Annotated in this window: 34 protein-coding genes and 2 tRNA genes; 20 read left to right on the top strand and 16 right to left on the bottom strand. The window is 31.8% G+C overall.

Annotated elements, in window-relative coordinates:
- Positions 1-22: 22 nt before the first annotated feature.
- Together T478_RS01785 and T478_RS07685 are read right to left on the bottom strand one after the other, a co-directional pair.
- Entirely contained in the window at positions 23-442 is a 420-nt protein-coding gene (locus tag T478_RS01785) for a translation initiation factor IF-2 subunit beta (protein ID WP_048104719.1), read from the bottom strand.
- Positions 443-498: 56 nt separating this feature from the next.
- Positions 499-642: a DUF5679 domain-containing protein gene (locus T478_RS07685; protein ID WP_048104717.1), complete on the bottom strand. Its 144-nt coding sequence runs from the start codon at positions 640-642 to the stop codon at positions 499-501.
- A gap of 188 nt (positions 643-830) precedes the next feature.
- Here T478_RS07685 and T478_RS01775 point away from each other — a divergent pair, with 188 nt between their 5' ends.
- The 4 genes from T478_RS01775 (at position 831) to T478_RS01760 (ending at position 3,732) form a co-directional block, all read left to right on the top strand.
- Positions 831-1,331 carry a hypothetical protein gene (locus T478_RS01775; protein WP_048104716.1) on the top strand — a complete coding sequence of 167 codons (501 nt, stop codon included), beginning with the start codon at positions 831-833 and terminating at the stop codon, positions 1,329-1,331.
- A gap of 70 nt (positions 1,332-1,401) precedes the next feature.
- Complete coding sequence (locus T478_RS01770) at positions 1,402-2,541, top strand: DUF373 family protein (RefSeq protein ID WP_048104715.1); 1,140 nt, start codon at positions 1,402-1,404, stop codon at positions 2,539-2,541.
- Positions 2,542-2,618: 77 nt separating this feature from the next.
- Positions 2,619-3,320 (top strand): polyprenyl diphosphate synthase, encoded by a 702-nt coding sequence (gene uppS / locus T478_RS01765; protein ID WP_048104714.1) that lies wholly within the window; start codon positions 2,619-2,621, stop codon positions 3,318-3,320.
- Between the two features lies 1 nt (position 3,321).
- A complete protein-coding gene (locus tag T478_RS01760; protein WP_048104712.1) occupies positions 3,322-3,732 on the top strand; it encodes a bis(5'-nucleosyl)-tetraphosphatase in 411 nt (136 codons plus the stop codon).
- Here the strand turns inward: T478_RS01760 and T478_RS01755 are convergent.
- From T478_RS01755 to T478_RS01745, 3 genes are read right to left on the bottom strand one after another with little or no spacing between them, the layout of a single operon-like run.
- Positions 3,721-4,458, bottom strand: a complete 738-nt coding sequence (locus tag T478_RS01755) for an orotidine 5'-phosphate decarboxylase (RefSeq protein WP_048104711.1) — start codon at positions 4,456-4,458, stop codon at positions 3,721-3,723. The two genes, T478_RS01760 and T478_RS01755, sit on opposite strands and share 12 nt — an antisense overlap.
- Positions 4,442-5,104, bottom strand: a complete 663-nt coding sequence (locus T478_RS01750; RefSeq protein WP_048104710.1) for a hypothetical protein — start codon at positions 5,102-5,104, stop codon at positions 4,442-4,444. Before T478_RS01750 ends, T478_RS01755 begins: the two co-directional genes overlap by 17 nt.
- Before the next feature lie 45 nt (positions 5,105-5,149).
- Positions 5,150-6,151, bottom strand: a complete 1,002-nt coding sequence (locus T478_RS01745; RefSeq protein WP_048104708.1) for an adenylosuccinate synthetase — start codon at positions 6,149-6,151, stop codon at positions 5,150-5,152.
- A gap of 73 nt (positions 6,152-6,224) precedes the next feature.
- Between T478_RS01745 and T478_RS01740 the strand changes: the two genes are divergently transcribed.
- A complete protein-coding gene (locus tag T478_RS01740) occupies positions 6,225-6,686 on the top strand; it encodes a hypothetical protein (RefSeq protein WP_048104706.1) in 462 nt (153 codons plus the stop codon).
- Here the strand turns inward: T478_RS01740 and T478_RS01735 are convergent.
- Positions 6,683-6,961 carry a Fe(2+)-trafficking protein gene (locus tag T478_RS01735; RefSeq protein WP_048104705.1) on the bottom strand — a complete coding sequence of 93 codons (279 nt, stop codon included), beginning with the start codon at positions 6,959-6,961 and terminating at the stop codon, positions 6,683-6,685. The two genes, T478_RS01740 and T478_RS01735, sit on opposite strands and share 4 nt — an antisense overlap.
- 74 nt (positions 6,962-7,035) lie before the next feature.
- Here T478_RS01735 and T478_RS01730 point away from each other — a divergent pair, with 74 nt between their 5' ends.
- The 5 genes from T478_RS01730 (at position 7,036) to T478_RS01710 (ending at position 9,552) form a co-directional block, all read left to right on the top strand.
- The gene (locus T478_RS01730; protein ID WP_048104703.1) at positions 7,036-7,248 is read left to right on the top strand and encodes a zinc ribbon domain-containing protein; all 213 of its coding nucleotides are present in this window, start codon (positions 7,036-7,038) and stop codon (positions 7,246-7,248) included.
- A 70-nt stretch (positions 7,249-7,318) separates the two neighbouring features.
- The gene (locus tag T478_RS01725) at positions 7,319-8,011 is read left to right on the top strand and encodes a hypothetical protein (RefSeq protein WP_048104701.1); all 693 of its coding nucleotides are present in this window, start codon (positions 7,319-7,321) and stop codon (positions 8,009-8,011) included.
- 93 nt (positions 8,012-8,104) lie between these two features.
- Positions 8,105-8,392, top strand: a complete 288-nt coding sequence (locus T478_RS01720; RefSeq protein ID WP_048104700.1) for a winged helix-turn-helix domain-containing protein — start codon at positions 8,105-8,107, stop codon at positions 8,390-8,392.
- Between the two features lie 42 nt (positions 8,393-8,434).
- On the top strand, positions 8,435-9,034 hold the full coding sequence (locus T478_RS01715) for an L-threonylcarbamoyladenylate synthase (RefSeq protein WP_048104698.1): 600 nt from the start codon (positions 8,435-8,437) through the stop codon (positions 9,032-9,034).
- Positions 9,031-9,552, top strand: coding sequence for a THUMP domain-containing protein (locus tag T478_RS01710; protein WP_048104697.1), 522 nt, complete (start codon positions 9,031-9,033; stop codon positions 9,550-9,552). Before T478_RS01715 ends, T478_RS01710 begins: the two co-directional genes overlap by 4 nt.
- On the opposite strand, the gene cgi121 is transcribed toward T478_RS01710, so the two are convergent.
- From cgi121 to T478_RS01695, 3 genes are read right to left on the bottom strand one after another with little or no spacing between them, the layout of a single operon-like run.
- Positions 9,544-10,320, bottom strand: a complete 777-nt coding sequence (gene cgi121 / locus T478_RS01705) for a KEOPS complex subunit Cgi121 (RefSeq protein WP_048104696.1) — start codon at positions 10,318-10,320, stop codon at positions 9,544-9,546. The two genes, T478_RS01710 and cgi121, sit on opposite strands and share 9 nt — an antisense overlap.
- A gap of 36 nt (positions 10,321-10,356) precedes the next feature.
- On the bottom strand, positions 10,357-10,779 hold the full coding sequence (locus tag T478_RS01700; RefSeq protein WP_048104694.1) for a hypothetical protein: 423 nt from the start codon (positions 10,777-10,779) through the stop codon (positions 10,357-10,359).
- A 37-nt stretch (positions 10,780-10,816) separates the two neighbouring features.
- Positions 10,817-11,572 carry a TatD family hydrolase gene (locus T478_RS01695; protein ID WP_048104691.1) on the bottom strand — a complete coding sequence of 252 codons (756 nt, stop codon included), beginning with the start codon at positions 11,570-11,572 and terminating at the stop codon, positions 10,817-10,819.
- Positions 11,573-11,630: 58 nt separating this feature from the next.
- On the opposite strand from T478_RS01695, the gene T478_RS01690 reads away from it, so the two are divergent.
- Together T478_RS01690 and T478_RS07535 are read left to right on the top strand one after the other, a co-directional pair.
- A complete protein-coding gene (locus tag T478_RS01690) occupies positions 11,631-11,852 on the top strand; it encodes a histone family protein (protein ID WP_048104690.1) in 222 nt (73 codons plus the stop codon).
- A 38-nt stretch (positions 11,853-11,890) separates the two neighbouring features.
- Positions 11,891-11,962: transfer RNA gene (locus T478_RS07535), tRNA-Cys, on the top strand.
- On the opposite strand, the gene T478_RS01685 is transcribed toward T478_RS07535, so the two are convergent.
- Positions 11,957-12,379, bottom strand: a complete 423-nt coding sequence (locus T478_RS01685) for a cupredoxin domain-containing protein (RefSeq protein WP_048104688.1) — start codon at positions 12,377-12,379, stop codon at positions 11,957-11,959. The genes T478_RS07535 and T478_RS01685 overlap by 6 nt on opposite strands.
- Before the next feature lie 164 nt (positions 12,380-12,543).
- Between T478_RS01685 and T478_RS01680 the strand changes: the two genes are divergently transcribed.
- The gene (locus T478_RS01680) at positions 12,544-14,304 is read left to right on the top strand and encodes an AIPR family protein (protein WP_048104687.1); all 1,761 of its coding nucleotides are present in this window, start codon (positions 12,544-12,546) and stop codon (positions 14,302-14,304) included.
- A gap of 143 nt (positions 14,305-14,447) precedes the next feature.
- On the top strand, positions 14,448-14,633 hold the full coding sequence (locus T478_RS01675) for a hypothetical protein (protein WP_048104685.1): 186 nt from the start codon (positions 14,448-14,450) through the stop codon (positions 14,631-14,633).
- 2 nt (positions 14,634-14,635) lie between these two features.
- On the opposite strand, the gene T478_RS01670 is transcribed toward T478_RS01675, so the two are convergent.
- The gene (locus T478_RS01670; protein WP_048104684.1) at positions 14,636-15,217 is read right to left on the bottom strand and encodes a hypothetical protein; all 582 of its coding nucleotides are present in this window, start codon (positions 15,215-15,217) and stop codon (positions 14,636-14,638) included.
- Positions 15,218-15,316: 99 nt separating this feature from the next.
- On the opposite strand from T478_RS01670, the gene T478_RS01665 reads away from it, so the two are divergent.
- The gene (locus T478_RS01665; protein WP_048104681.1) at positions 15,317-15,577 is read left to right on the top strand and encodes a winged helix-turn-helix domain-containing protein; all 261 of its coding nucleotides are present in this window, start codon (positions 15,317-15,319) and stop codon (positions 15,575-15,577) included.
- Positions 15,578-15,579: 2 nt separating this feature from the next.
- Here the strand turns inward: T478_RS01665 and T478_RS01660 are convergent, their stop codons facing one another.
- A complete protein-coding gene (locus tag T478_RS01660) occupies positions 15,580-15,798 on the bottom strand; it encodes a hypothetical protein (protein WP_048104680.1) in 219 nt (72 codons plus the stop codon).
- A 45-nt stretch (positions 15,799-15,843) separates the two neighbouring features.
- Between T478_RS01660 and T478_RS01655 the strand changes: the two genes are divergently transcribed.
- Both T478_RS01655 and T478_RS01650 read left to right on the top strand, forming a co-directional pair.
- Positions 15,844-16,035 carry a hypothetical protein gene (locus tag T478_RS01655; RefSeq protein WP_048104679.1) on the top strand — a complete coding sequence of 64 codons (192 nt, stop codon included), beginning with the start codon at positions 15,844-15,846 and terminating at the stop codon, positions 16,033-16,035.
- Positions 16,036-16,223: 188 nt separating this feature from the next.
- On the top strand, positions 16,224-18,029 hold the full coding sequence (locus T478_RS01650) for a pentapeptide repeat-containing protein (protein ID WP_048104678.1): 1,806 nt from the start codon (positions 16,224-16,226) through the stop codon (positions 18,027-18,029).
- Here T478_RS01650 and T478_RS01645 read toward each other — a convergent pair.
- A tRNA-Thr gene (locus T478_RS01645) sits at positions 18,030-18,103 on the bottom strand. It lies immediately after the preceding gene.
- Between the two features lie 50 nt (positions 18,104-18,153).
- On the opposite strand from T478_RS01645, the gene T478_RS01640 reads away from it, so the two are divergent.
- Genes T478_RS01640 through T478_RS01630 form a run of 3 tightly spaced genes read left to right on the top strand, consistent with a single transcriptional unit; the run spans position 18,154 to position 20,910 of the window.
- Positions 18,154-19,443: a phosphomannomutase gene (locus T478_RS01640; RefSeq protein WP_048104677.1), complete on the top strand. Its 1,290-nt coding sequence runs from the start codon at positions 18,154-18,156 to the stop codon at positions 19,441-19,443.
- Positions 19,427-20,365: a thiamine-phosphate kinase gene (gene thiL / locus T478_RS01635; RefSeq protein ID WP_048104675.1), complete on the top strand. Its 939-nt coding sequence runs from the start codon at positions 19,427-19,429 to the stop codon at positions 20,363-20,365. The genes T478_RS01640 and thiL overlap by 17 nt, the downstream gene beginning before the upstream one ends.
- A gap of 44 nt (positions 20,366-20,409) precedes the next feature.
- Positions 20,410-20,910, top strand: coding sequence for a 30S ribosomal protein S11 (locus tag T478_RS01630; protein WP_082008716.1), 501 nt, complete (start codon positions 20,410-20,412; stop codon positions 20,908-20,910).
- Here the strand turns inward: T478_RS01630 and T478_RS01625 are convergent.
- The 3 genes from T478_RS01625 to T478_RS01615 are packed head-to-tail and all read right to left on the bottom strand — an operon-like array spanning position 20,907 to position 23,079.
- Complete coding sequence (locus T478_RS01625) at positions 20,907-21,224, bottom strand: hypothetical protein (RefSeq protein WP_048104674.1); 318 nt, start codon at positions 21,222-21,224, stop codon at positions 20,907-20,909. The genes T478_RS01630 and T478_RS01625 overlap by 4 nt on opposite strands.
- Positions 21,221-21,634 carry a DNA-binding protein gene (locus T478_RS01620; protein WP_048104670.1) on the bottom strand — a complete coding sequence of 138 codons (414 nt, stop codon included), beginning with the start codon at positions 21,632-21,634 and terminating at the stop codon, positions 21,221-21,223. Before T478_RS01620 ends, T478_RS01625 begins: the two co-directional genes overlap by 4 nt.
- A complete protein-coding gene (locus T478_RS01615; protein ID WP_048104668.1) occupies positions 21,631-23,079 on the bottom strand; it encodes an RtcB family protein in 1,449 nt (482 codons plus the stop codon). Before T478_RS01615 ends, T478_RS01620 begins: the two co-directional genes overlap by 4 nt.
- Between the last annotated feature and the right edge of the window lie 26 nt (positions 23,080-23,105).

Here is a 23,105-nt window from a genome sequence, read left to right as displayed (position 1 = left end):
ACAACTTTTGTAGAAAAAAGCATTATGCGTATTTACCTTTAATTGTAGATTTTGCTCCACATGCTTCACATATTAAAAAAGAAATTCTATTTTCTTTTTCCACTTTTGTGTCAGGGCTTTGACATGTTGGGCATTCAACATAATCTTTCAGATAAATACCAAATAGTCTGGAGAAATCATCCGGATCACGTTTACCGACAAAGATTGCTTTATCACCTACACGATCAGCAGGTACAGCAAATTCTTTTGAGAGATATTGTAAGATGGTATTTGGATCTCTCCTTAACGCTTTTGGAAAATCTGCAAAATTTCTAAGAATTGTTTTTTTTCCTTCCCAAGTAATGTCAATTGGAGGCAACTCGAAACGTTTTCCAGATGAGGAGGTATTTGAAATATTTTTTTCAATTCGTTTTAGTAAATTCTCATAATCAGATTTCGTCATAACTATAAGTTGTTAAAATCCCCTATATGGGTTTAGTTAGAAAAAGGAAAAGGTTTCTAAGGTTTACCTATTCGGAAAACTTTAGTTCCACATTCTCCACAGACACCTTTTACGGCTGGACGACCATTTTTTAATTTAGTCTCTTCCGCGTCTTGGATTTCTACTTTTTTTCTGCATTTTACACAATATGCTTCGGTCATACAACAAATCCAAAGCAATCTTGTATTTGAAAAGAGAATGTGAACATTATTTTACTTCAGACTAGATGTAAAGGGCTTTTTTTATAAACTAGTTAGAAAATTTTCCAAAATTGATCAAAATTATGAAAAATACTCATTATTCAAATTAAATAGATTAGTATTATAATGATCAAAGATTTGATAGGGACATGGGTTCGAAAAAAGGAGTAGTAATTACGGTAGTAGTTTTGATTGCCATCACCATTGCAAGTTTCATGGTATGGTTTGATAATCCATCAAATAATGAAATGACTATAGTTGTAACTGATTTTGAGAATCATGATGCAGGAATTTATGAAAGACATAAGATAGTTGCAAATGCAGTAGAAGAGTCATTTTCAGAGTTCCTTAATGAGAAGATATCTCTAGACGAATATGTTAGAATTGCAGAAACTTCTTCATCACAAAATAACGCATTATTAATGGAATTAGCATATAGTGATGCACCACAAGAGTGGCAAGAAACGTACATCAATCGAATTGCATCACTAAAATCATTTGAATCATATATCATAGAAACAATGGTTATTGCAAATCTAATCAATAGTGACGGAGAACAAGAACAAATTGCTGAGATTATGAAAAATATAGAGAAATTGAAAGAGGAATCAGTTCAATATGCAGAGATGGCAAACTCTTCAAAACCATGAGTAAATACAAAAAATACTATATTCATTAGTTGGAAATCATTAAAAGGTAATTTTGTAATTACTAGTATACATGTCAACAAATAAGAGATTAGAGAGAGATATCGAGTCCACTGCAGCATCGAAACTACTTGTAATTTGTGTAGATAGAGATGATGATGTTGGTAGAAAAGCAGGAATTGCAACCCCAGTAGTTGGCAGAGATTCTTGCATTAATGCAGCACAAAGACTTGCCTTAGAAGATCCTGAAGATGCAGATTCAAATTCCATATTTTATGCAGTAAAAACCTATGAAGATTTGGTCAGTAAAGGATACAATGTGGAAGTTGCAGTAGTTACAGGAGTAGAAAAAAGAGGAGTTCAAGCTGATGAAAAAATTGTTAGCGAGATAAGATCAATTTTAGAAAAATTTTCGGCAAATGGTGCAGTAATTGTTTCCGATGGAGAGGATGATGAGATGGTAATTCCAGTTATTCAAAATGTGGTACCTGTTGTTTCGGTTCAAAGAGTTGTAATGCAAGTTAGTAGAACAATTGAACATTCCTATGCAGTATTTGGAAAATTCTTGAAGATGGTAGTTTATGATAAAACATATTCAAAATTCTTTCTGGGAGTTCCAGGAATTTTATTATTAATAGGAGGTATTGGCACGGTAGTAGGATATACTGCAGAAATTTTTGCAGTATTGGTAAGTATTTTGGGAGGTGCATTTCTTATTCGTGCATTTGACATAGACAAATCATGGTCTAATTGGACAAAGGCAACTCCGACAGGATTCATTAGAATATTTGCACTTGTAACAGGAATTATTTTGATCCTCGCATCAGTTCCCGCAGGTATTGCAAATATTGATTCCCAGTTATTTGAAAACGGATTGGACTTTTCACAATCATTATCAAATCAAATAGTAGTGGGGCAATTCCTTCAAGGTTTGTTTCCATTTTTGTGGATGGGACTTGGAACAATTTCAGCTGGAATTTTAATTAGTAATTGGTTAAACAGAAAATTAAAGCACATCAGCGATGTCTTGCGAATAATTGTACTAGCAGCAATTTATCCAACAGCTGCACAATTTACAAACATACTAACTACAAATGATAGTTCATTTACATTAATTCCACCATTGTTAGCAGGTGCAGCAATAACACTGATATCAGCCACACTACTTTTCCGTAGATACAGGAAACGAGGTGGCAAATTATTAACGGAATAAAAGACGCAGCACTATATCTTTCAGGATTTTATTCAATCTATTCCAAGAGACTAGAAAGTGAAATACTTGAAGGTGATATGCCTAATCATATCGCAATAATTCTAGATGGTAATAGAAGATGGGCTAAAAGAAATTTAACAATTCAAGAAAAGGGTCATTTCAAAGGTGCAGACGCAGTAGAAAATCTGTTAGACTGGTGTGAAGAGTTTGATATCAAAATTATCACATTATACGTGTTATCAGCTGAGAATTTAGATAGGAAAAATGAGGAACTAGATTATCTTTATGATTTGATTTACAAAAGATTAGAAAAATTGTATAACGATCCTAGAATACACAAAAACAAAATGAGGGTAAAAGCAATTGGAACCATAGAACTGCTACCAGAATCAATCAAGGAAGTTCTTGGAAGATTAGATGAAGTTACTAAAAATTATAACAAACATTTTCTAAATATTGCAATTGCATACGGAGGACAAAATGAATTAGTAGATGCTGTAAAAAAAATTGGAATGAAAATTAAAAATGGTGAATTAGATGCAAAAGAGATCAATAAAGAAGTAATAGAATCTAATTTGTATACATCTCATTTACCACAATCATCCCCAGATATGATTTTACGAACTTCAGGTGAAAAACGGATGAGTGGATTTCTATTATGGCAAAGTGCGTATAGTGAATTAGTATTTCTAGATATTTTTTGGCCAGAATTTAGAAAAATTGATTTAATGAGAGCAATTAGGACATTCCAAAAAAGAAAAAGAAGAATAGGGAAATAGAATGAAAGAAGAAGTTTCAGCAGGAATAATTTTATTTAATGACAATGAAGACAGAAAATTTTTGTTATTAAATTATCCATCAAAACATTGGGATTTTGTTAAAGGTAAGATGGAAAAAGATGAAACACCTCATGAGACGGCACTTAGAGAAACCAAAGAAGAAACGGGAATTTCAGATGTAGAATTTCTTGAGGGATTTGAAGAAGAAATTGAATATTATTTCTATGCAGATAATCAAGAAATTCATAAAAAAGTAATATTTTTTCTTGGGAAGACAAAAACTAAAGATATCATATTATCACATGAACATTTGGATTACATTTGGTTAGAATTTGATAATGCGCTAAACAAAACAACTTATGAAAATGCAAAAAATCTTTTACTCAAATCTAAAGAATTTTTAGATAAGTGAATCACTAACTAGATCTTTTGTAGTTTTAAGTGGGTTTTTAGAATTAAGAATTGTTCTTCCCACAATAAGATAATCTGAACCAAGTTTCTTGGCTTTTGATGGACTTCCACCTTGTGTTCCTATTCCAGGTGAGAATAGAGAAAGTTTTCCACGCACAGATTTTTTACAATATGAGATAATTTTTGGATATGTAGCACCGACAATTATTCCATCTACATGAGTAGATAATGCCCAATCTAGAAATAATTGGTAAAGTTGTTGATTCTTTGAACGATTTTTAATTTCTAATTCATATGATAGTTTTGCTTCTGGAGCGCTCATATGACATAACGAAATTACTCCTTTGTTTTTTTTATGTGAAAGTTCAACCAAATTTTTCAAACTTTTTTTTCCCATAATTGGATTAACAATTACTGCATCAAATCCCATATTCCATAGATTTTCTGTAGTTATGATGTTTGTATTTCCTATATCATTTAATTTTATGTCAGCAATACATTGTAAACCGGAATCGTGTGCAACTTTATTAATTTTTGATATTTGTTTTTTGTCCAATTGTAGTAAAAGATGAAAATTAATTTTTATTCCACACAGATAGTCACTTAGAAGTTTCATATTCTTTAATGTCTTTGATTCAATGTTTGGTGTTTTTGGATCGTAGTCATTTGCTAAAATGATCGGAGATGTTTTTGCTGATTTTTTTATTCTATCACTGAATTTGGTCATAATCGACCAATGGGTGTGAGTCTTTTAACTTTATTATTTTGATGTAAGAATAACCATGTTCACCAGTATGATTAACAAATTCAGGTTCAGTATTTTTTGATGTGGTGTATTTCAGGAATGGTTTTGTTGGTTCTTCGTCCAAACTAACGTGACAGAAATATGATGGTCCATCTTCATTGAAGTTCAGAAAAACCCCCATGAACCATTTATCCTTCTGTTTGAATGCAAATAACGGAAATGGTGCTTCTTCATAACCAAAACTTAGTTTAGCCAAACTAGAAAGATCTTCCAATTCAATAGGATTGTATTTTTCTTTCGACGCTTCAATATCAGGTTTTAAGGATGCAGGAAGAGATTTGATTTTAATTATTGGAGAATAAAGTTTTGAATTATCAAGAGTGGTGTCGACTAACTCAAGTTTTTCCTGACCAGAATTAAAGCCATAACAGAGATAATGACCTATATTTTCAATTGGTGTAAAGTAAATTACAGGTTTTTCTTTGAGTAAATCCATCTGTACAGACAATACTTTTTTGCCGTTATGTTCATGAAGAAAGGATACACGAGGAGAGCGTTCTAGTGCACATACTAACCGTGTGAATTCTAAAGGTGAATCTAATTGGACATAATTTGGTAGAGTTGCCATAAATTACTTTTTTAGAATTTGTAAATTAAAGCTTACTGAAAAAAATTACGTGCGTAAATCAATTATATCATTCACGCCTGCGCCAGTTCCAATTAATGTGACTTTCACACCTAACTTGTCTTCAATATTTTTTATGAATGATTTTGCATCTGCACCTAACTCATCTAATGATTGTGCACCTGCACAATCAGGAAATCTTACATCTAATTTTGTTATTGATATTTGATTCGCGCTACTAAGCATGATTGCACGACTAGCTAATTCAAAATCAAATTCAGCTGCACGTCTTAGTCTACCCGTGACTGTCCCAAATTCTTCCCAACCCTTTTGAGATGTTTCTTCAGCACTAAGTTCACCCGCCATAGGACCAGTACCTACCCTAGTTAGGTAGGATTTGAACACAACAATCACATCATCTATTCTTTTTGGACCTATTCCTACATCAGCACATATGCCCGATGCAGTAACATCTTTTGTAGTTACAAATGGATATGTTCCATGCCAGAGAGATAGATGTGTTCCTTGAGTTCCTTCTATCAGAATATTTTCATTTCTATCTAGAGCATTATTGATTTCTAACGGAACATCAATAATGTATTTTTGTAATGAATCAATTTCTTTGGCCATCTTCAAAGTTCTCATTGCGCGTTCAGCATTTGCCGGACCGGTTCCAGAACCAGTACTTCCAATTTTTTCTTTTAATCTGCCTTTGGAATCATCTTCAAGATGATGCTTTTCAATTATTCCACAATTATTGTCAAGAAATGATCTACCATCAGTTCCAAAATCATTTATTTCTTTTAAAAAAACATCGGGATTAACAACTACACCAGGACCAATCATTACTCTAGAATTTTTATTTAGAAATCCGCTTGGAAGCATTCTAACCTTGAAGGTTTTATCGCCATCTTTGATGGTATGACCTGCATTAGGACCAGCTCCACCTCTAACAACTATAGTAGGATCATCTTTCTGAGCCAAATATGAAATGATTTTCCCTTTTCCTTCATCTCCAAAAAAACCACCAATTACAATAGTAGCACCCATAACACAAATTTTCAAATCATGTATTTAAGCTAAAGTGCATTAGGGTTAATATCAAGTCTTAAAAGATCTCAATATGTCAGAACCTAATTTTGCAGGAAACATTATTGTGAATCTTGCTAGTTTACCAGATTTTCTAAGAACACCAATTCTCAAAAAAAGAATGACAGAGTTTTTTTCCAAAAATGATGAAGAAAAAGCAGAGATTATAGTAAATGCACTTAATGCAGGTCCAACCATTCCATTTCCAAATTTCTCAAAATTATTCAAAACATGGTTAGAAGTACTTGCAACTATTGATGCGAGAAATAGAGAAGATATGTTTTCAAATTATTTCAAACAAATACTGATATCCCCAGATAAGATCATCCTTTTTAATTTAGATGCAATATTTGAAATATTTCTACAGGTTGATAATCAAAAGAAACAAGTGTTGATAGCATCAATAAAAGCAGTTTTTGATAGACTCGATGAAGAATCAAAAAGAAAGATGAATTTGTTATCTCCGGATTCGGCAAAAAAGCTATTTAATTTCTAGGCTGATTTCTCTTCAGGATTTCTGTTATCTTCATTTGTAAAGTCAACATAATCACCCTCAGGAGTCATAACACCTGCAAATATTTTCTCATGTTTTCGGAGTACTTTTCGATGATCTGATAGAGATAGGTCAAGATGCATCTCATTAATCACCATGATTTTCATCTCTTTCCATTCATTCCAACATTTCGTACAAAGTGGATATTTTTCTGCTTGAGATTCTAATTGTTCATTTTCAGGAATCTCTTCTTTGCATTTTGTGCATATTATACTCAATAAGATAGAGAAATTTTATTTCAATTTATCTCTTATTGATAAAAGCAATAATACCCTAGAAACAAAAATAGGATGTGAAGATCAAGTGTCCAAAATGTAAGGAAGATGCAGAGTTAGCTCCAGATTTTTCCTATGTTGAATGTAAAAAATGTGGTTTGGATATGAGTTATGGAGAATATGTAAGATACGTTGCACATAGTGAAGCTCAATATTCAGATATTTTAGGTGATTACACCGGAGCTACAGAGGGCGAAACAGCGGGCACATTGGACGAATGGGAAGACTGAATGAAATTAATCATTTTATGAATCAATTTTCTACAAGACTTAATTAATTTAGCAATAGGAAAATAATTAAATGGAATTTTTACTAGAAAACATTCTAAATCTAATAGGATTTATTATTGGAATAATTATCGGTGTTTTTGCATATGTTGGATACAAAAATACTGGCAGTCCAGTTTTATTTAGATTAACAATTGCATTTATAGCAATTGGGATTGGTTTTGGGATAATTTGGATGGGATACGTGGTAGATGATGTTTATCTTCAAGAAGGAAAAATTAATCGAGGTTTGCAAGCATTAGGTTTAGGAATACAAACAATAGGATATTTTTTCATTGCATTTTCACATACAATAAAATCATTTTTCCCAAAATCAAGATATTTCAGATCAGTGGGAATTTTGCCACTGTTTGCATTATCTGCAATGAATATTGAACACATCATTAGATCATTTTCATTTATTTTACTTGTTTATGGCGCGATTGAAACATTTGTTTCATTTTTGGAAGGAAAACAAAAAGGTGCACTTGCAGTAGGTACCGGACTTGCATTATTAGCATTTGGAGAATTTATTGCATGGTATTCATTAGTTTTCCCAGAATCAATTCTATATTCAGTGTCAATTTTACTGAAAATTTCTGGATTAATTTCATTATTCTTACCAATCTCAAGATTACCATTAAGAAAAATAAAATTTGATGATTTAGATGATGAGGAGGATGATATGAAATTTGATGATTTAGATGATGAAAAGTTTGGAAGATAGGCATGAAATTTTACAGAGTCAAAAAAGTTTACTCTCTTTGTTGATTCAATAGATTGAATAAGATCATAGCAAGATCAAACAGAAATGTGTTAAATGGGCGCATATCGAAAACAGATTGAAATTGTAGGCGATATTTTGTATGCAGCAGAAGAACTAACTATTGATCAAGAAGGTGCATCAATAACAAAATTAATTCAAAAAGCAAATATTTCCCATAGTAGAATTTCAAAAATTTTAACGAATTTGGTTTCACAAGGATTATTGGAACAAGTTGATTCAAAACGAGCGTGTAAATATAAAATTAGCATGACAGGAAAAGATTTCCTAAAAGAATACAAGACATTTTCTGAATTTACAGATAATTTTGGTTTGACAATTTAGAAAAATCAAATAACATAATTATTCGTGAATCTTGGATTTATCATGAATGTAGTACCGTGTGATGAGAAGGGAATTAATGAAATTATGAGATCTTATGAAAATGGGGAAATTATTGGATTTCCTACAGACACGGTTTATGGAATAGGATGTGATCCATTCAAAAAAGATAGTATAACAAGAATTTTTGAATTAAAAAAAAGAGATGGTGAAAAAAAATTTCCAATTTTAGGAATATCAAAAGACGAATTAGAAAAAATTGTAGAGTTCAATTCAGATGCAGAAAAGATTTCAGAAAAATTTTGGCCAGGGCAAGTGACACTATTGCTTCCAATTAGAAAAGAAATATCTGAAAAGATAGAAAATAATGGAAAGTTGGCTGTAAGAGTACCAGGAAATAAATGCATTTTATCAATTTTAAAACAATGTAAATTAATTATTGGAACAAGTGCAAATATTTCAGGTGAGAAATCAATTTTAGATTCAAATGAATTTAAAATAAAATTACCAGAAGTCAATACATTGGTAGATGGTGGAACAATTGTTAGTGAAGGAGAATCAACTATTATTGATTTTATCAATGGAGAATTAAAAATAATTAGAGAAGGATCTATTTCAAAAGAAGAGATTGAGAACATACTATGAACTTGATTATCACCTGTCAAAGGAATCTTGAAGATCCAGCTATGTTAGAAGCTCAAAACATGCTAGAGCGGTTTGGCGATAAAGAAGCATTAATTGAGAAAACACCATTTTCAGGTATAATTCTGGTCAAAACATCTCTGGACAATATCAAAGTTTTAGATAATTTTAGAGAAATAATTGAAGATGAACCATGGCTAATCAAATATTGTTCAAGAATAATTCCTATTCAGAAAGAATGTGAAACAAAATTAGAGGAGATCAGAGATGTGGCAGTTGAATTGTCAAATGTAATGAAACAAAATGAAACTTATAGAATTACCGTAGAAAAACGACATTCATCATTACATACTAAGGATATTATTTCCAATATTGCAGATTCGTTATCAAATAAAGTGTCATTAGAAAATTCAGATTGGGAAATTATTGTTCAGATATTAAGAAACAAGACAGGAGTTAGTGTTATTCCGCCAGATACAATTCTAAGTGTCGATAGGGAAAAACGAGTAGAATTAGATTAGTATTGATGCCTTTTCAACAAGTAAATCAACGAGAGGGGTTTTAGATTCTATTGAGTTTAAGGTTTGATTTGAAATTTGGAAATGTTTCTTAAGGAAATTTTGATTATTTTTCTTAAAAATTATATCTAAATCATCACGAATTGATTCAAATAATTTAATTTGATGAGATTTGTTTCCTAGTGCTATTAGAATGAAATTTTGATTTGGGGATAATCCAACATTCTTTATCGCTTCATTAATTTGAGTAGTATTTCCAAATCTTAGTAAAAGATCAGTTTCAATTTTATCAGACAATAAATGATTATTTGATTTTTGAATTATAGAGATAGTGATAATTTTTTTTGCGTGTTCTTTATCAAGTATGAATTTTGATGAAATTGCTTGTAGTTGTAATTTAGGGAATTTTTTTCGTAATGATAAGAGATACTCTTTATTTGAATTAGATTTATTGATCTCAAATAATCGAATCGAATTATTTTTTATTGTTAATGATACATTGGTTTTTGCAGTAGACCCACCATGAATGATTGGAATGATGTTTACAACATCATTTTGTTTTAGTTTGGTATCAATTCCAGCAAGGGCTGAAGAATCAACTCCGTTTACAGCTATCAATAGATTTTTTCCATCAAAGTCGGGGGTATTTTCAGGTTTTTTTGAAATAAGGTGGGAAAGTAATTCAGAGATATCATCTATACTTTGAGTTATTTCTAAAGAATCAGTTTGAAAAGATTTTCGAGCACCGCCTACAAGATTAACAGTAACCATAAGGATTCATTATTTTTGGTAAATTAATTGATTTTGTTATTCAGATTTTGATTCATCAACGATTTCTTCAGCAATTGATTTTTCTTCAGACACTTCAGTCTCAGAACTTGGTTCTTCAGTGACATGTCTAACTCCTTCATCTGTATGAGGATCTTCTACACCATCAACAATTTCAATAGATGCTGCATCTTCTTCTGATTCAACTTCAGGTTTTTTAGATCTTGATTGTTTACGTTCTTGAGATTTCTTCTCATTATCAATAATCATTTGTTTACGTTCTTCGAATTTTGCTTGTCTTTGAAGTATTTTGGTGATGTAACCGGCAATTTTGTTTTTGAGTCCTTTTGAACGGACAATTGAGATTTCGTTCAATGATTGTTTGTTGGTTACAAAATCAGTTCCAAAACGCTCAGAATATTCATTCATGAGTTCATTTGAAATTCGTTTTATTCTATCCACTAGCAGTTTGGTTTTTTGGTTTTTTATATATGTACCATCAAATTCCTAAAAATTTCTTCGAATTATCTTCAATTTGTGTGAGTAAATTTTCATATGATGTATGAAGAATTTTTGAAGCACAAAATAGCACACTTGGCACAAACATGATTTCAGTAGTTTTGTATTCAAAACAACGAGAGAATCTTACAGGACCGTCAGTTTCGATCAAAAGCCTAGATGGATCTGTTTTTGAAAGCAGTACTTGTTTATCATTTGCATAAACCAACAGAGGACCATATGATACAAAATATTCATTTTCCATAGCGGTTTTCAATTGAGATTTGTTTCCATCAAACCAATGGAGTAAAATTCCAGGTATTTTGTATGAAGGTAATATTTCAAAAATATCAGATAATGTCTTTCTTGAATGAATTGATACAGGTTTGTTAAATTTCTCTGCTAATGATAGTTGTTTTGAAAAAACATCTTTTTGGATTTTCCATTCATCTTCAGAATTGATATAGGTTCTATCTAATCCAATTTCACCAATTCCAGAAATAATTTCATTATTTTTTTCAATCAGTTCATAAACAGGTTCAGAACTTTTTTGAGCCATTTCTGGATGAGTCCCAATGAAAGGTAAAACATTTTTTGATTTTTCATAAAGAGCCATTGTTTCGTTGGAGGTTTCAATATCCATTGAAACGCAACATGCTTTGATTTTTAACAAATCCATGTAATTTAGAATCATGTCAATATCAGATTTGTATTCAGGATCTGAGAGATGAATGTGTGCATCGTAAATCCAGCTCATGTCATGTGTTAGATTTTTTCACTAAAAGTATTTTATCGCCAATTTTACTCATAATAGTATGAAAACATCTGATTTGGGAGTTTCAGCCATGTATAGAATTTTGAAAAAGGCTGGTGCCGACAGAGTTAGTGATGAATCAGCTGAAGAATTGAGAAGAGTTCTTGAAGATATTGGCATAGAGATTGCCAAAAATGCCGTAGATATGGGCAAACATGCAGGTAGGAAAACAGTCAAAGCTGAAGATGTTAAATTAGCTGCAAAATCATCAGGAAAGATTTGAAGTAAAGAGTTTAATTGCAAATATTCATTTTTTTCATTGGTGATGTGGCAGAGCGGTTATGCGTGAGCCTGCAAAGCTTATCTAAAGGGGTTCGACTCCCCTCGTCACCTTTCTACTTTGATATTTCCTGCCATCCAAGGATGTAAGGTACAATAGTAAGGATGCATTCCAGTCTCTTCAAATTTGTATGAAAATGTTCCATAAGGATCCATATGACCACTATCAAACAGTCCATCAGGTTCTCCATAACTTCCACTAGTTACACTATGAAATGCAGAATCCTCGTTTAACCAAACTACAGGCTCATCGAGTTTGGTAACATAGTATGATGGGATATAACATTCAGGGTGTGGTCCACATGCAGGTCTTGCAGCTTTTACAGGAATTGTGATCATGGCTTCAACTTCTTCAACTGTTTCAATTTCAACAGTTTGTGTTTCAGTAGATTCTTCTAGACCCATTTGAGAAACTGCTCCAATTATGGCAATAATTACTATGATAGGGATTATGGCGATTTTCTTATTCATATCTGATTTATTCGCTTTAGGAATTTAGAGCTAACCAATTGTAACTCTAGAATTAAAACTGACCCTATATTCATATTCAATTATTTTCTACAGTATGAATGACTCTAAGGTTATCTCGTAATCACCCTATTCTTCTTAAGGATAAACAAAACAAAATAACAAAAATGCCACCTAAAGGAGCAAATCTCTTAGAATATAGTGAACAAGGACGTGATATTCTTTCAAAATTTTCCAGTGCACCATTAGAAGGATTTGCCACTCATTCAGTTGATGTTAGTATTACTGAGTTCATGAAGGATTCAAACACAACAGTTGAGAAAGGTCGGGATTATCTCTTGTGGCATTTGATTAACGTTGAAGATGTATTACAAGATATTGCAGAAAATGCAATTATTGATGGCGGTTATGATGAAGGAATTGACGCCTACCTAGTAGATTCTGACGAAAAGAGAATTAGATTATTTCAATCAAAGTATGGTTCTGCTCATTCCATAGGAGCAATAGACCAATTTGTTCAAGATGTAGCTCGACTAAAAGAAAAAGAACAATCGAAACTAAAAAGAGATGAATTACAGATTCTCTGGAAAATTCTTAATGATAAGAAAATGAAGGTGGATTTAGTCTACATAACAGACCAATGTGTAGATGATTATCAAAATGACAAAGTCAGAGTTATGGGGAGACAGCAGGTATACCAAACATTATGGGAACGAATCAAGAAACCCGCTAAAGGTCAAAACGCAAGTTTAAGGATTCTCAAACAACCACTAGAGCACAAAAATTGTAAAGTTTGTGTGGTATCTGCTTTTGATTTAGCAGAATTAGTTGAGAAAAATGAACATTATATTTTTGAATCAAATATCAGAAAACATCTGGGCGGAAAAGGCTCAATAAATAAAAAAATCTCAACCACACTTGAAGATGATCCACATCAATTCTTTGAGTGGAATAATGGAATTACCATTACAGTGGATGATGTTTCAATTAAAAATAATGAGTTATACCTCAAGGGTGCTCAGATTGTTAATGGTGCACAGACATCAAAGAGTATTCTCGATAAGAAGAAAAAAGCAAATAATGTGGATGCCGAAGTCTTAGTCACAGTAATTAAAACAAAAGACGAAGAACATCAGAGAAAAATTACAAAGTATCGTAATTCACAAAATGCAGTAAAAGGTAAAGATTACGTATCATTACAAGATTACTTTGTATCAATTCATCATATGCTAGCAACAAGATTGGATTATTGTTTTGAGCATCAACAAGGATTATGGCTAAATCTTTCTACAGCTGAAAAGGCAAAATTTCAAGGAGATGAAATGTATAACAAGTATTTGCCGGATGCAAAGGATAGATGTAGAATAAAAGATGATTCAGCTATTGCATCATTTGTATCATATTTTGTTCAAAAACCAAACGAGGTCTACGGAGGAATTGCAAAGTATCTTCCAAATGGAGCAAAGTATGAGAATGTTTTCAATGATGAATTAGAATGTGATTATAGATATTTCCTATTTCCACATTTGATTCGAGAATTTGCTAAAAATCAATTAGGTTATGACAGAAAAAATACTCAAAATAAGAATAAGAGATATGCGCAAAGTTTGTTTGTTGCAGTTACAGCGAGAATAATTCACAAGAATATTTTGGCAAAACATGACGATTTCAAAATGGATATTTTAGAATTAGAAAAGATAATGAAAAACTTTGGATTATGTGAGAAGGTTTTACATGTTGCAGATAAAGTAGTCACAAAATTCTTAGAAGATTCAGCAGTAGAAACAAAGATTGAGGAATCAAATACTGCTCATAACTTCTTTTCAAATCAAGTCTATGGTAATGACATGTTGAAGATTATAGATAGAAAGATTGGACAAGAAACAGAAGAGATTTCATTTATCAAGAAAACTATTTTTGGAATTTAGAAAAAGGTAACAATCCGGCCAGTGTAAAATCTTGCAGGAGGTTACATTGACCAGACTATTACCGATCATAGTATACAATAGTAGTATTTACGTCATTTTTTCCGGCAAATGATTTTATAGCCAAATTTGTTCGTTGAAATTGTATGACTAAATGTACACAATGTGATGAAGATGTTGGAGCAACACCTTACAACCCAATGCCAGAATGGAAAATAAAGGGACCACTATGTAGCAAGTGTTATTCAAAAAATATTTCAGAACATTATCCAGGAGAACATGTTAGACTAAATCTGATGGATGATGATGAGAAAAAGAAGAATTTAAGATAAGATTAATCATTTTTAGAATACTTATTTCTGTTAAGACAATTCCATGCTAATGCATCGTCTTTTACATCATCTTCAGATAAGAATTTGATATTGGTTACAACCTTTTTCTTTTTTAGTATGTTCAATTGAAAAGTGTCAAAGTTTGTACAATCACAGACCTCGTAGAGACAAGAATGTGAATCTACATCATGATCGTCTTTTCGATGACCACAATCACATAATGCATCATTTTTTACCTCATCAACTGTTTTTCTGGAATAGATACCAAATCTCATGTATGCGCTTCCTTGGTGACCTTTCTTGAAGCGTTCATAATTTGCAGATTTTTCTAGAATTTTGTAAAAGTACTTGTTAGTATCTGGACGTCTAGAATCAGCACCCATTACAAACCAGTAATCATCTCCTGTTTCAATAAATCTTATCTTTATTGTATGATCGTTCCACCAATGCATAGTTTCATACCACAGATCACGAGTGGGTTTGCTTTCATTAAACATTAAAACTACATTCATTCTAATGTCAAAATAGCGATATGCAACACCTAGAAAATCATCATACCAAGAGATCGAGGGGTTTTCAGACACGATTAACAAACAATTTTTGCCTATTTATCTCATCAGAGATTGAGTAATACTCTTATATCTCATTAAGGGATTTGATGTATAATGACCTATAGAACCAGTATGCAAATTGTAGCAGATGTACTAACAGTTACAGAACAAACTGGTCAAGAAGGCATCAAAACTACATCACTTCTTACAAAGGCTAATCTTTCACATTCAAGATTAGAGAAATTTGTTAAAAATTTGACTGGTGCAGGATTGATAAACAAGATCGAGTTCGATGGAAGACACACATTTGTCATTACTGAAAAAGGTAGACAGTATCTAGAATCTTATCAAAAGTTCTCAGATCTTGCAGGTACTTTTGGTTTAGATTTATAATTTTATTTTCTGAATTTCTTTCTTCTTTCACGTCTAAGTCTTTGTTGTTCTTTACGTGTCTGCATAGAACTGTAGAGTACAATGATTATGAGACCAGCAATTGATACATAGAATAGACCAATGATAGGTTCTTCACGCAGACCACCTTCAGTTGGATTAACAAATGCAATAGGAATTCCTATCAACATACAACAAAAAATTACCATTAGATATTTGTTCATAGAAATACCAAATCATTAAATCATTTATCTGTTTTATCATATTAGATGTCTAAGATATTAGATTTAGTAGGATTGGGATTGATTGGAGGAACAATTGTTTCTTTCATTCCAGGATTAATACCAAATCTTGAAGGAGGACTCAATCCAGTTTTTTGGGGATGCGCGTTAGGTGCACTTGCAATAATCATTTATCGAAAGAAACAAAGAAAGAAACAAGATCAAAATTTATCGAAATAGATCAATAGCTCAATCAAAACTATACCGGCAGATCTATAAAGGACCAGAGAGACAAATTTCTGGGGAGCATGGCAGATAAGATCGAATGGTGGAAAGGACTTGGAGAAGAGCTTCAAGTAGACATTGAAACCACAATTGATGACAATTAGATCTTAAGTTTTATAATAAATTTCAACTATCAATAATTGATGAAGATTAACAATCTATCTTTTGTAATTCTTGGAATTATTCTAGTAGTGTTTGCATTTTGGAGTGCATCTGATACCTCATTTTCAAGTTTGAAAGGAATAGAACATCAAGAAACATTGAAAAAAATTAATCAATGTGAAAACTCCAAAACAGACAAATCATTTGAAACGTATATGACAATTTCATCACAATTTGATATAGACTGGTCTGATTGTGATCTAACAGGAGTAGTACTAAGACATGTTTCGTTAGCAGGTGCGGATTTGAGTGGTGCGGATTTGAGTGGTGCGGATTTAACAGGAGTTAATTTAGTGGGTGCGGATTTAAGTAATGCAAAATTATTTGGTGTTGATTTAAGACAAGCAGATTTGTATCAAGCTAATTTGGAAGATGCAGTTTTGGATGGAGTGGATTTAAGAGATACTATAATGGAAGATGTTAATCTAAATAATGCATCATTAAAACACGCATACATCTACAAAACAATTCTTGCAGATACAGAATTTACAAATGTGGATGCATCTTATTCAAATTTTTGTGGTCAAGATTTAACTAAAAAAATTTTTCATAATACAAATCTAAGTGGTGCAAATTTAGCACATACAAAAATGCAATATACATACTTAGGAAATGCAATCTTGTATGAAACTAATTTTGAAGAATCATATTTAGTTGGGTCAGATTTTTCAGGAAATTCACTAAAAAAAGTAAATTTTAAGGGAAGCAACCTATATTCAGTTAATTTAAAAAATTCTGACTTAACTGAAGCTGATTTACAAAATGCTGATTTTACAAATGCTGATTTGGAGAATGCAAATTTGACAGATGCTAAAATTTTTGGAGTAGATTTTACTTCGGCAAAAATTAATGGTGCAAACATGAATAACGTAGATAAAACAAAGACGGATAGTTTTTATGAAAAATCAGATACAGAAATGTTACAAAAATATTCGAATTTATCAGAAAAAGATTTTTCAAATTCTAAGATCAATAATATGGACATTTCAGAGTCAAAATTCCATAAAATAGATTTTTCAAAATCAGATATGTCTAATAACAAAATGGCACATGTTGACTTTGAAGGATCAGATTTATCATATACAAATTTGGTAAATGCAGAATTAATAGGTGCAAATTTATCTGGCATTAATTTAGTAGGTGCAGATTTATCCGGTGCAAATCTATCTAATTCAAATTTATCTGGTGCAAATCTCAAAGATGCAATTTTAGATAATTCTAAATTGTATGGAGTGGACTTGACAGGAGCTTATTTAGAAAATACTAGTTTCAAAAAGGTAGATATCAACGGTGCAAAATTTAATGGGGCATACATGATGGGAGTTAGTTTTGAAAATACGGATTTACGAAATGCTAATTTGCAAGGAATTCACATGCCAGGACAAAATTTCAAAGGATTAGATTTAACAGGAGTTAATTTTCAGAATGCAGTTTTAAAAGATTCTAATTTTGAGAATTCGAATTTAACAGATGCTAATTTAGATTCAGCATACCTAAATTCTGCAAATTTTAAAAATGTAGATATGACTAATGTAAGTTTGAGTAATACAGATTTGGGCGGAGCAGATTTAACAAATGCTAATTTAAACAGCGCAAAGATACAAAATTCTTTTTTTAAAAATGCAAAGATTGAAAATGTGACTATTGATGAAGCAACAACAGACAGTTGCTTTGAACAAGATTTGATTAATAGAATAATTTGTAAAATAAAATTAGAATTAAATCCAGACAGTCCACCCTATGAAACAAATTATGAGTTTAGGGACAATTACTCATTAAGAAATTAAAGCCTCGAGTGGGATCCGAACCCACGACCTTTTCATTACGAGTGAAATGCTCTACCAGGCTGAGCTATCGAGGCACGAACGATTTCTTCTCAGAGTTTATAAAAAGCGTTTCTGGTTTAAAGAAGTGAAAATTTCAATATCAGGAATAAGAGGAGTGTATGGAAAAGATTTCTTTCCAGAAGATGTGATAAAATTCTGCAATGGTTTTTCTAAATTAATTAAAACTGGGAAATGTGCAATAGGTATGGATACACGAGAAACAGGAGAGATGATACAAAAATTAGTTTCTGCAACCATGTTAGAAAGAGGAATTGATGTCTATAATCTAGGAATTATTCCAACGCCAGTTGTATTCAGAAAAGCGAAAGAGATTGGTGCAGGAATAGTCATAACATCATCACATAATCCGCTAGAATGGAATGGATTAAAATTCATTATTGACGGAAGAGGAATCACCTTAAACGAATTAGAAATTGTCAAAAATGAAAAGAATTTAGATAAAAATGAGATAGGTAAAGAAATTATTTCAGAATCAAATTATATTTCGGATGCAGTAAAAATCATTGGAAAACTAAACAAGACACAGCAAGTTACGGTCGATATTGGCGGAGGAGCTGCAAAAACTATCGCTCCAAAACTATTACAAGAAATTGGATGTCAAGTTGAGACAATAAATGATGAGTTAGATGGATGTTCAAGAGGTCCAGATCCAACCTCAAATGAATTAACTGAGCTGGTCAGTAAAACAAAAGATCTTGGTTTTGCTTTTGACTTAGACTCTGATAGAGTAATTTTAGTGATGAATGGTGAAAAAAAATCTTCAGATATTACACTAGGGTTAGGAGTTGTAAAAGCAATAAAGTTAGGAATAAAAAAATTTGTTCTAAGTATAGACAGCAGTTTAGCTGTTGAGAAATATATCATACAACATGGAGGGAAAGTTTCGAGATCCAAAGTGGGAGAAGCAAATGTAATTCAAATGATGATTGAAAATGATGCAGAAGCAGGAGGTGAAGGAAGTAGTGGGGGATTTATTTTAAAAGATTTCAACATGTGTAGAGATGGATTATTGACAAGTGGACTAATAGCATCTATGATTGATGATGAATCTATTCAAAAAGATATAGAATTTTTTGAAAGTTTTTCACAGATAAGAGATAAAGTGTCAATTGAGTCTAGTTTGCATGATAAAATAATAACAGAAATAGTAAAAAAAATAGAAGGAAAATACAAAATTAGTCAATTGGATGGAATAAAAATTAGTATAGATGATAATACATGGTCATTAATTAGGAAATCAAATACAGAAGATATTATTAGAATTTCAACTGAATCAAATGATAGAGAATTGTTAGTAAAGATACAAAAAGAGATGATAAAGATGGTAGAGAATTGTTATGAAGAAATTAAATGAAAAAGAAATTATTAAAATAATCAATAGTAAACATGTTAGTTCAGAAGATGTTGAAATTTTTAATCTAGCAAATAAACAATGCGCAGTGTGTGTTGACACATTAGTAGAGAGTACCGATATTCCAAAAGGCTCAAAATTATCAGATATTTCAAGGAAAAGCATAGTTTCTAGTGTAAGTGACTTTGCTGCAAAAGGAATAATACCAAAATTTTGTATTATATCTGTAACATTACCAAAAACAATATCAAAAAAACAGGTACAAGAATTATCAAAAGGTTTTTCAAAAGCATGTAAAGAATTCAAAATTCAATTATTAGGGGGAGATACAAATCAAGGTACTGAAATTTCAATACATGTAGTATTATTTGGAAATGTAAAAAAATATACAAAAAGGAAAGGTGCAAAAATAGGAGATGTAATATGCACAACAGGTGCATTTGGATACACTGCTGCGGCATTGGATATAATATTGAAAAAGAAAAAATCTAGTAAAGCATTTTCAGCAAAATCAAAAAATCTTTTTTTTAGACCAAAAGCACGATTAGAATTTGGTCATAAATTAACTAATTATACATCTTCATCCATTGATTCAAGTGACGGACTATCATCATGTTTGAATGAATTGTCTAACCAAAATAAGAAAAAATTTCTAATTACAAAAATACCCACAAATAAGGATGTCATAGAATTTTCAAACAAAAATAACACTAGTCTAAACAGATTAGTTTTTGACGGTGGTGAAGAATTTGAGTTAGTGTTTACAGTCATGCCTGAAAATTTAAAAAAAATTCATGCACTAGCAAAAAAGAACAAAATTAGTATTTTTGAGATTGGTTATGTGTATAAAGGAAAAGGTGTGTTTTTTGATGATGGAAATAGTTCATTTAAGATTGAAGATAATGGATGGCAGCATTTTAGATAATTCTAGGGCATTCTTTTATAAAGCCAAAAAAATCTGCAAAATCTATGTCAGAAACTGTTGAAGAAAAACCAGAAACAGTTGTAGAAGCAACTGAAGAGGTTGTAGAAGCAACTGAAGAGGTTGTAGAAGCAAAACCGCAACAGCCTACAAAAGCAAAAGTAGTAGACAAATGGGGTATTGCACATATCTTTAGTAGTTACAACAATACTATCATCCACATTACTGACTTGACAGGTGCAGAGACAGTTTCAATTAGTTCTGGAGGTCACCATGTTAATGCAGATAGATATGAGTCATCACCATTTGCAGCAATGAAAGCTGCAAACGTGGTAACAGAATCTGCAAAAACAAAAGGATTCACAGGATTACACATTAGAGTTCGTGCTGTAGGAGGAGTTGGTTCTAGAGTTCCAGGACCAGGAGCACAAGCTGCAATTCGCGCCCTTGCAAGAGGCGGATTTAAGATTGGTAAAATCGACGATGTTACACCAATTCCACATGATACTACAAGAAAGAAAGGTGGAAAACGTGGAAGAAGAGTCTAGTTAGATTGCATTAATTTTAATTTAATTTTACAACCATTATTTTCCAAATAGTTTGAAAAAAAGGTTACAAATTTTTCTTCAGGTTTTGATCCTTTAGATTTCTTAATTTGATCAATAAATTCTTGCTCTAGTGACATATGAAAATCACCTTTTAAAATCATATCAATAAATGTCCAACCAAATTTTGATACAGGCTCATTAAGGATATAGCCACTTTGAACATCACATAATTTTTCTAACGTGTTTAAAGTATCTTCGAAAAGAACTCTATCTTTAGGCCAGTCAGTTGTACTAATTTGAATATAATATGTCATAATTCATCGTCATTTGTTGTTTTTTTAAATTTATCTGTAATTGAAATGAATTTTCCATCTTTCTCAACATTGATTTTATTTTCCATTCTGATACTAATTCCAACAGATCTGAATAAAACCAATAGTTTTCCTCCATCTAATGTTTCATTAATATCACCTGTGGAAATCAATTCTCCTAATTTTTCTATAATAATTTTTGATTCGTTTGGAAATTGATATTCTGCATTTTGTAATACTTCCATTCCTCTATGACCTAAACTATTCACTACATAATCACGTAGTGTTGGTTTTGGTTTTTCAGGTTCATTATTTGTATTATCATTTAATTGATCCTGTTCAGAAAAATTTTTCTGCATTTCAGCTAATCTTTTAGCCTTTAGCATTTCTAATTCTTTATCTTCTTCACTCATCCCTTGATCACTCCAATTGGAACTAATTTAGCTACCTTTGTTGCTATGCCAAGATTATGAGATACATTAACTACAGAATCAACATCTTTGTAGGCTTGAGGTGTTTCTTCAACCACACCATCCCTTGTCAGAGATTTTATAAAAATGCCTTTATCATTAAGGGATTTTTTTACTTCGGATTCTGTAAAATTTCGTCTTGCTTTAGAACGAGACATCATTCTTCCAGCTCCATGAGCTGTTGAACCAAAACTTGCAGACATTGAATTTTCATTTCCCAAAAGAATCCAACTTCCAGTACCCATAGAACCAGGAACTAAAACAGGTTGACCAAGATCTCTATATTTACTAGGAACTTCATCCATGTTAGCAGGAAAAGCACGAGTAGCACCCTTTCTATGTACAACAACCTTCTTTTGTTTTCCATCAATCCTGTGTTTTTCAACTTTGGCAATATTATGTGCCACATCATAAACTAATTTCATATCTAAATCGGATTCAGACTGAGAAAATACTCTTTCAAAAGATTTTCGTGTCCAATGAGTAATCATTTGTCTATTACTCCATGCAAAATTTAATGCTGCAAACATTGCTTTTCTGTAAGATTCTCCCTCTTCAGAAGTATTTGGAACACATGCAAGTTCTCTATCTGCTAAATTGATATCATATTTTTCTTGAACTTGTTCAGAGATTCGTAAATAATCACTACAAACCTGATGACCAAAACCTCGAGAACCACAATGAATCAATACGGTGATTGTTCCTTCTTCTATTCCCATTCTTTTTGCAGCTTCTTCGTCATGAATTTCTTGTACACGTTGGACTTCAAGAAAATGATTTCCAGAACCTAAACTTCCTAGTTGTGGTAATCCGCGCTTTCGTGCTTTATCAGATACTTTGTTTGGATCTGCATTCGCCATTTGTCCATTTTCCTCACATACATTTGCATCATCATTTGTGCCATATCCATTGTCAATTGCCCATGATACACCTTTCACCAATACTTCATCCAATTCAGATTGTGTCAAACGAACAGCTCCTTTTGAACCAACTCCAGACGGAATAGATTTGAAAAGATCATTAACAAGGTCGTTAAGTTTTGGTCTAACTTGTTCTTCAGTAAGATTTGTTCTTAACAGTCTTACACCACAATTAATGTCATAACCAACACCACCAGGACTAATCATTCCTTCTTCAGCATCCATTGCAGCAACTCCACCTACAGGAAATCCATATCCTTCATGACCATCGGGTAAAACTATCGAATGTTCTTGAATTCCAGGCAGTGTTGATACATTTACTGCTTGTTTGATTGTTCTATCAGTCATCATTTTTTCTAATAATACATCATTAGCATAAATTGTTACAGGTACTTTCATTCCTAGTGATGAATCAGCATCAATCTGATACTGATTTTCACCTATTTTTTTTGGTTTCAAATCAGTCATTATCTATAGTAAAAACTGCATATGGC

The sequence above is a fragment of the Candidatus Nitrosopelagicus brevis genome (assembly GCF_000812185.1).
GTDB classification, from domain to species: domain Archaea; phylum Thermoproteota; class Nitrososphaeria; order Nitrososphaerales; family Nitrosopumilaceae; genus Nitrosopelagicus; species Nitrosopelagicus brevis.
The sequence above is the reverse complement of the archived record's forward strand: the minus strand, read 5'-3'. Positions and strand labels throughout refer to the sequence as shown.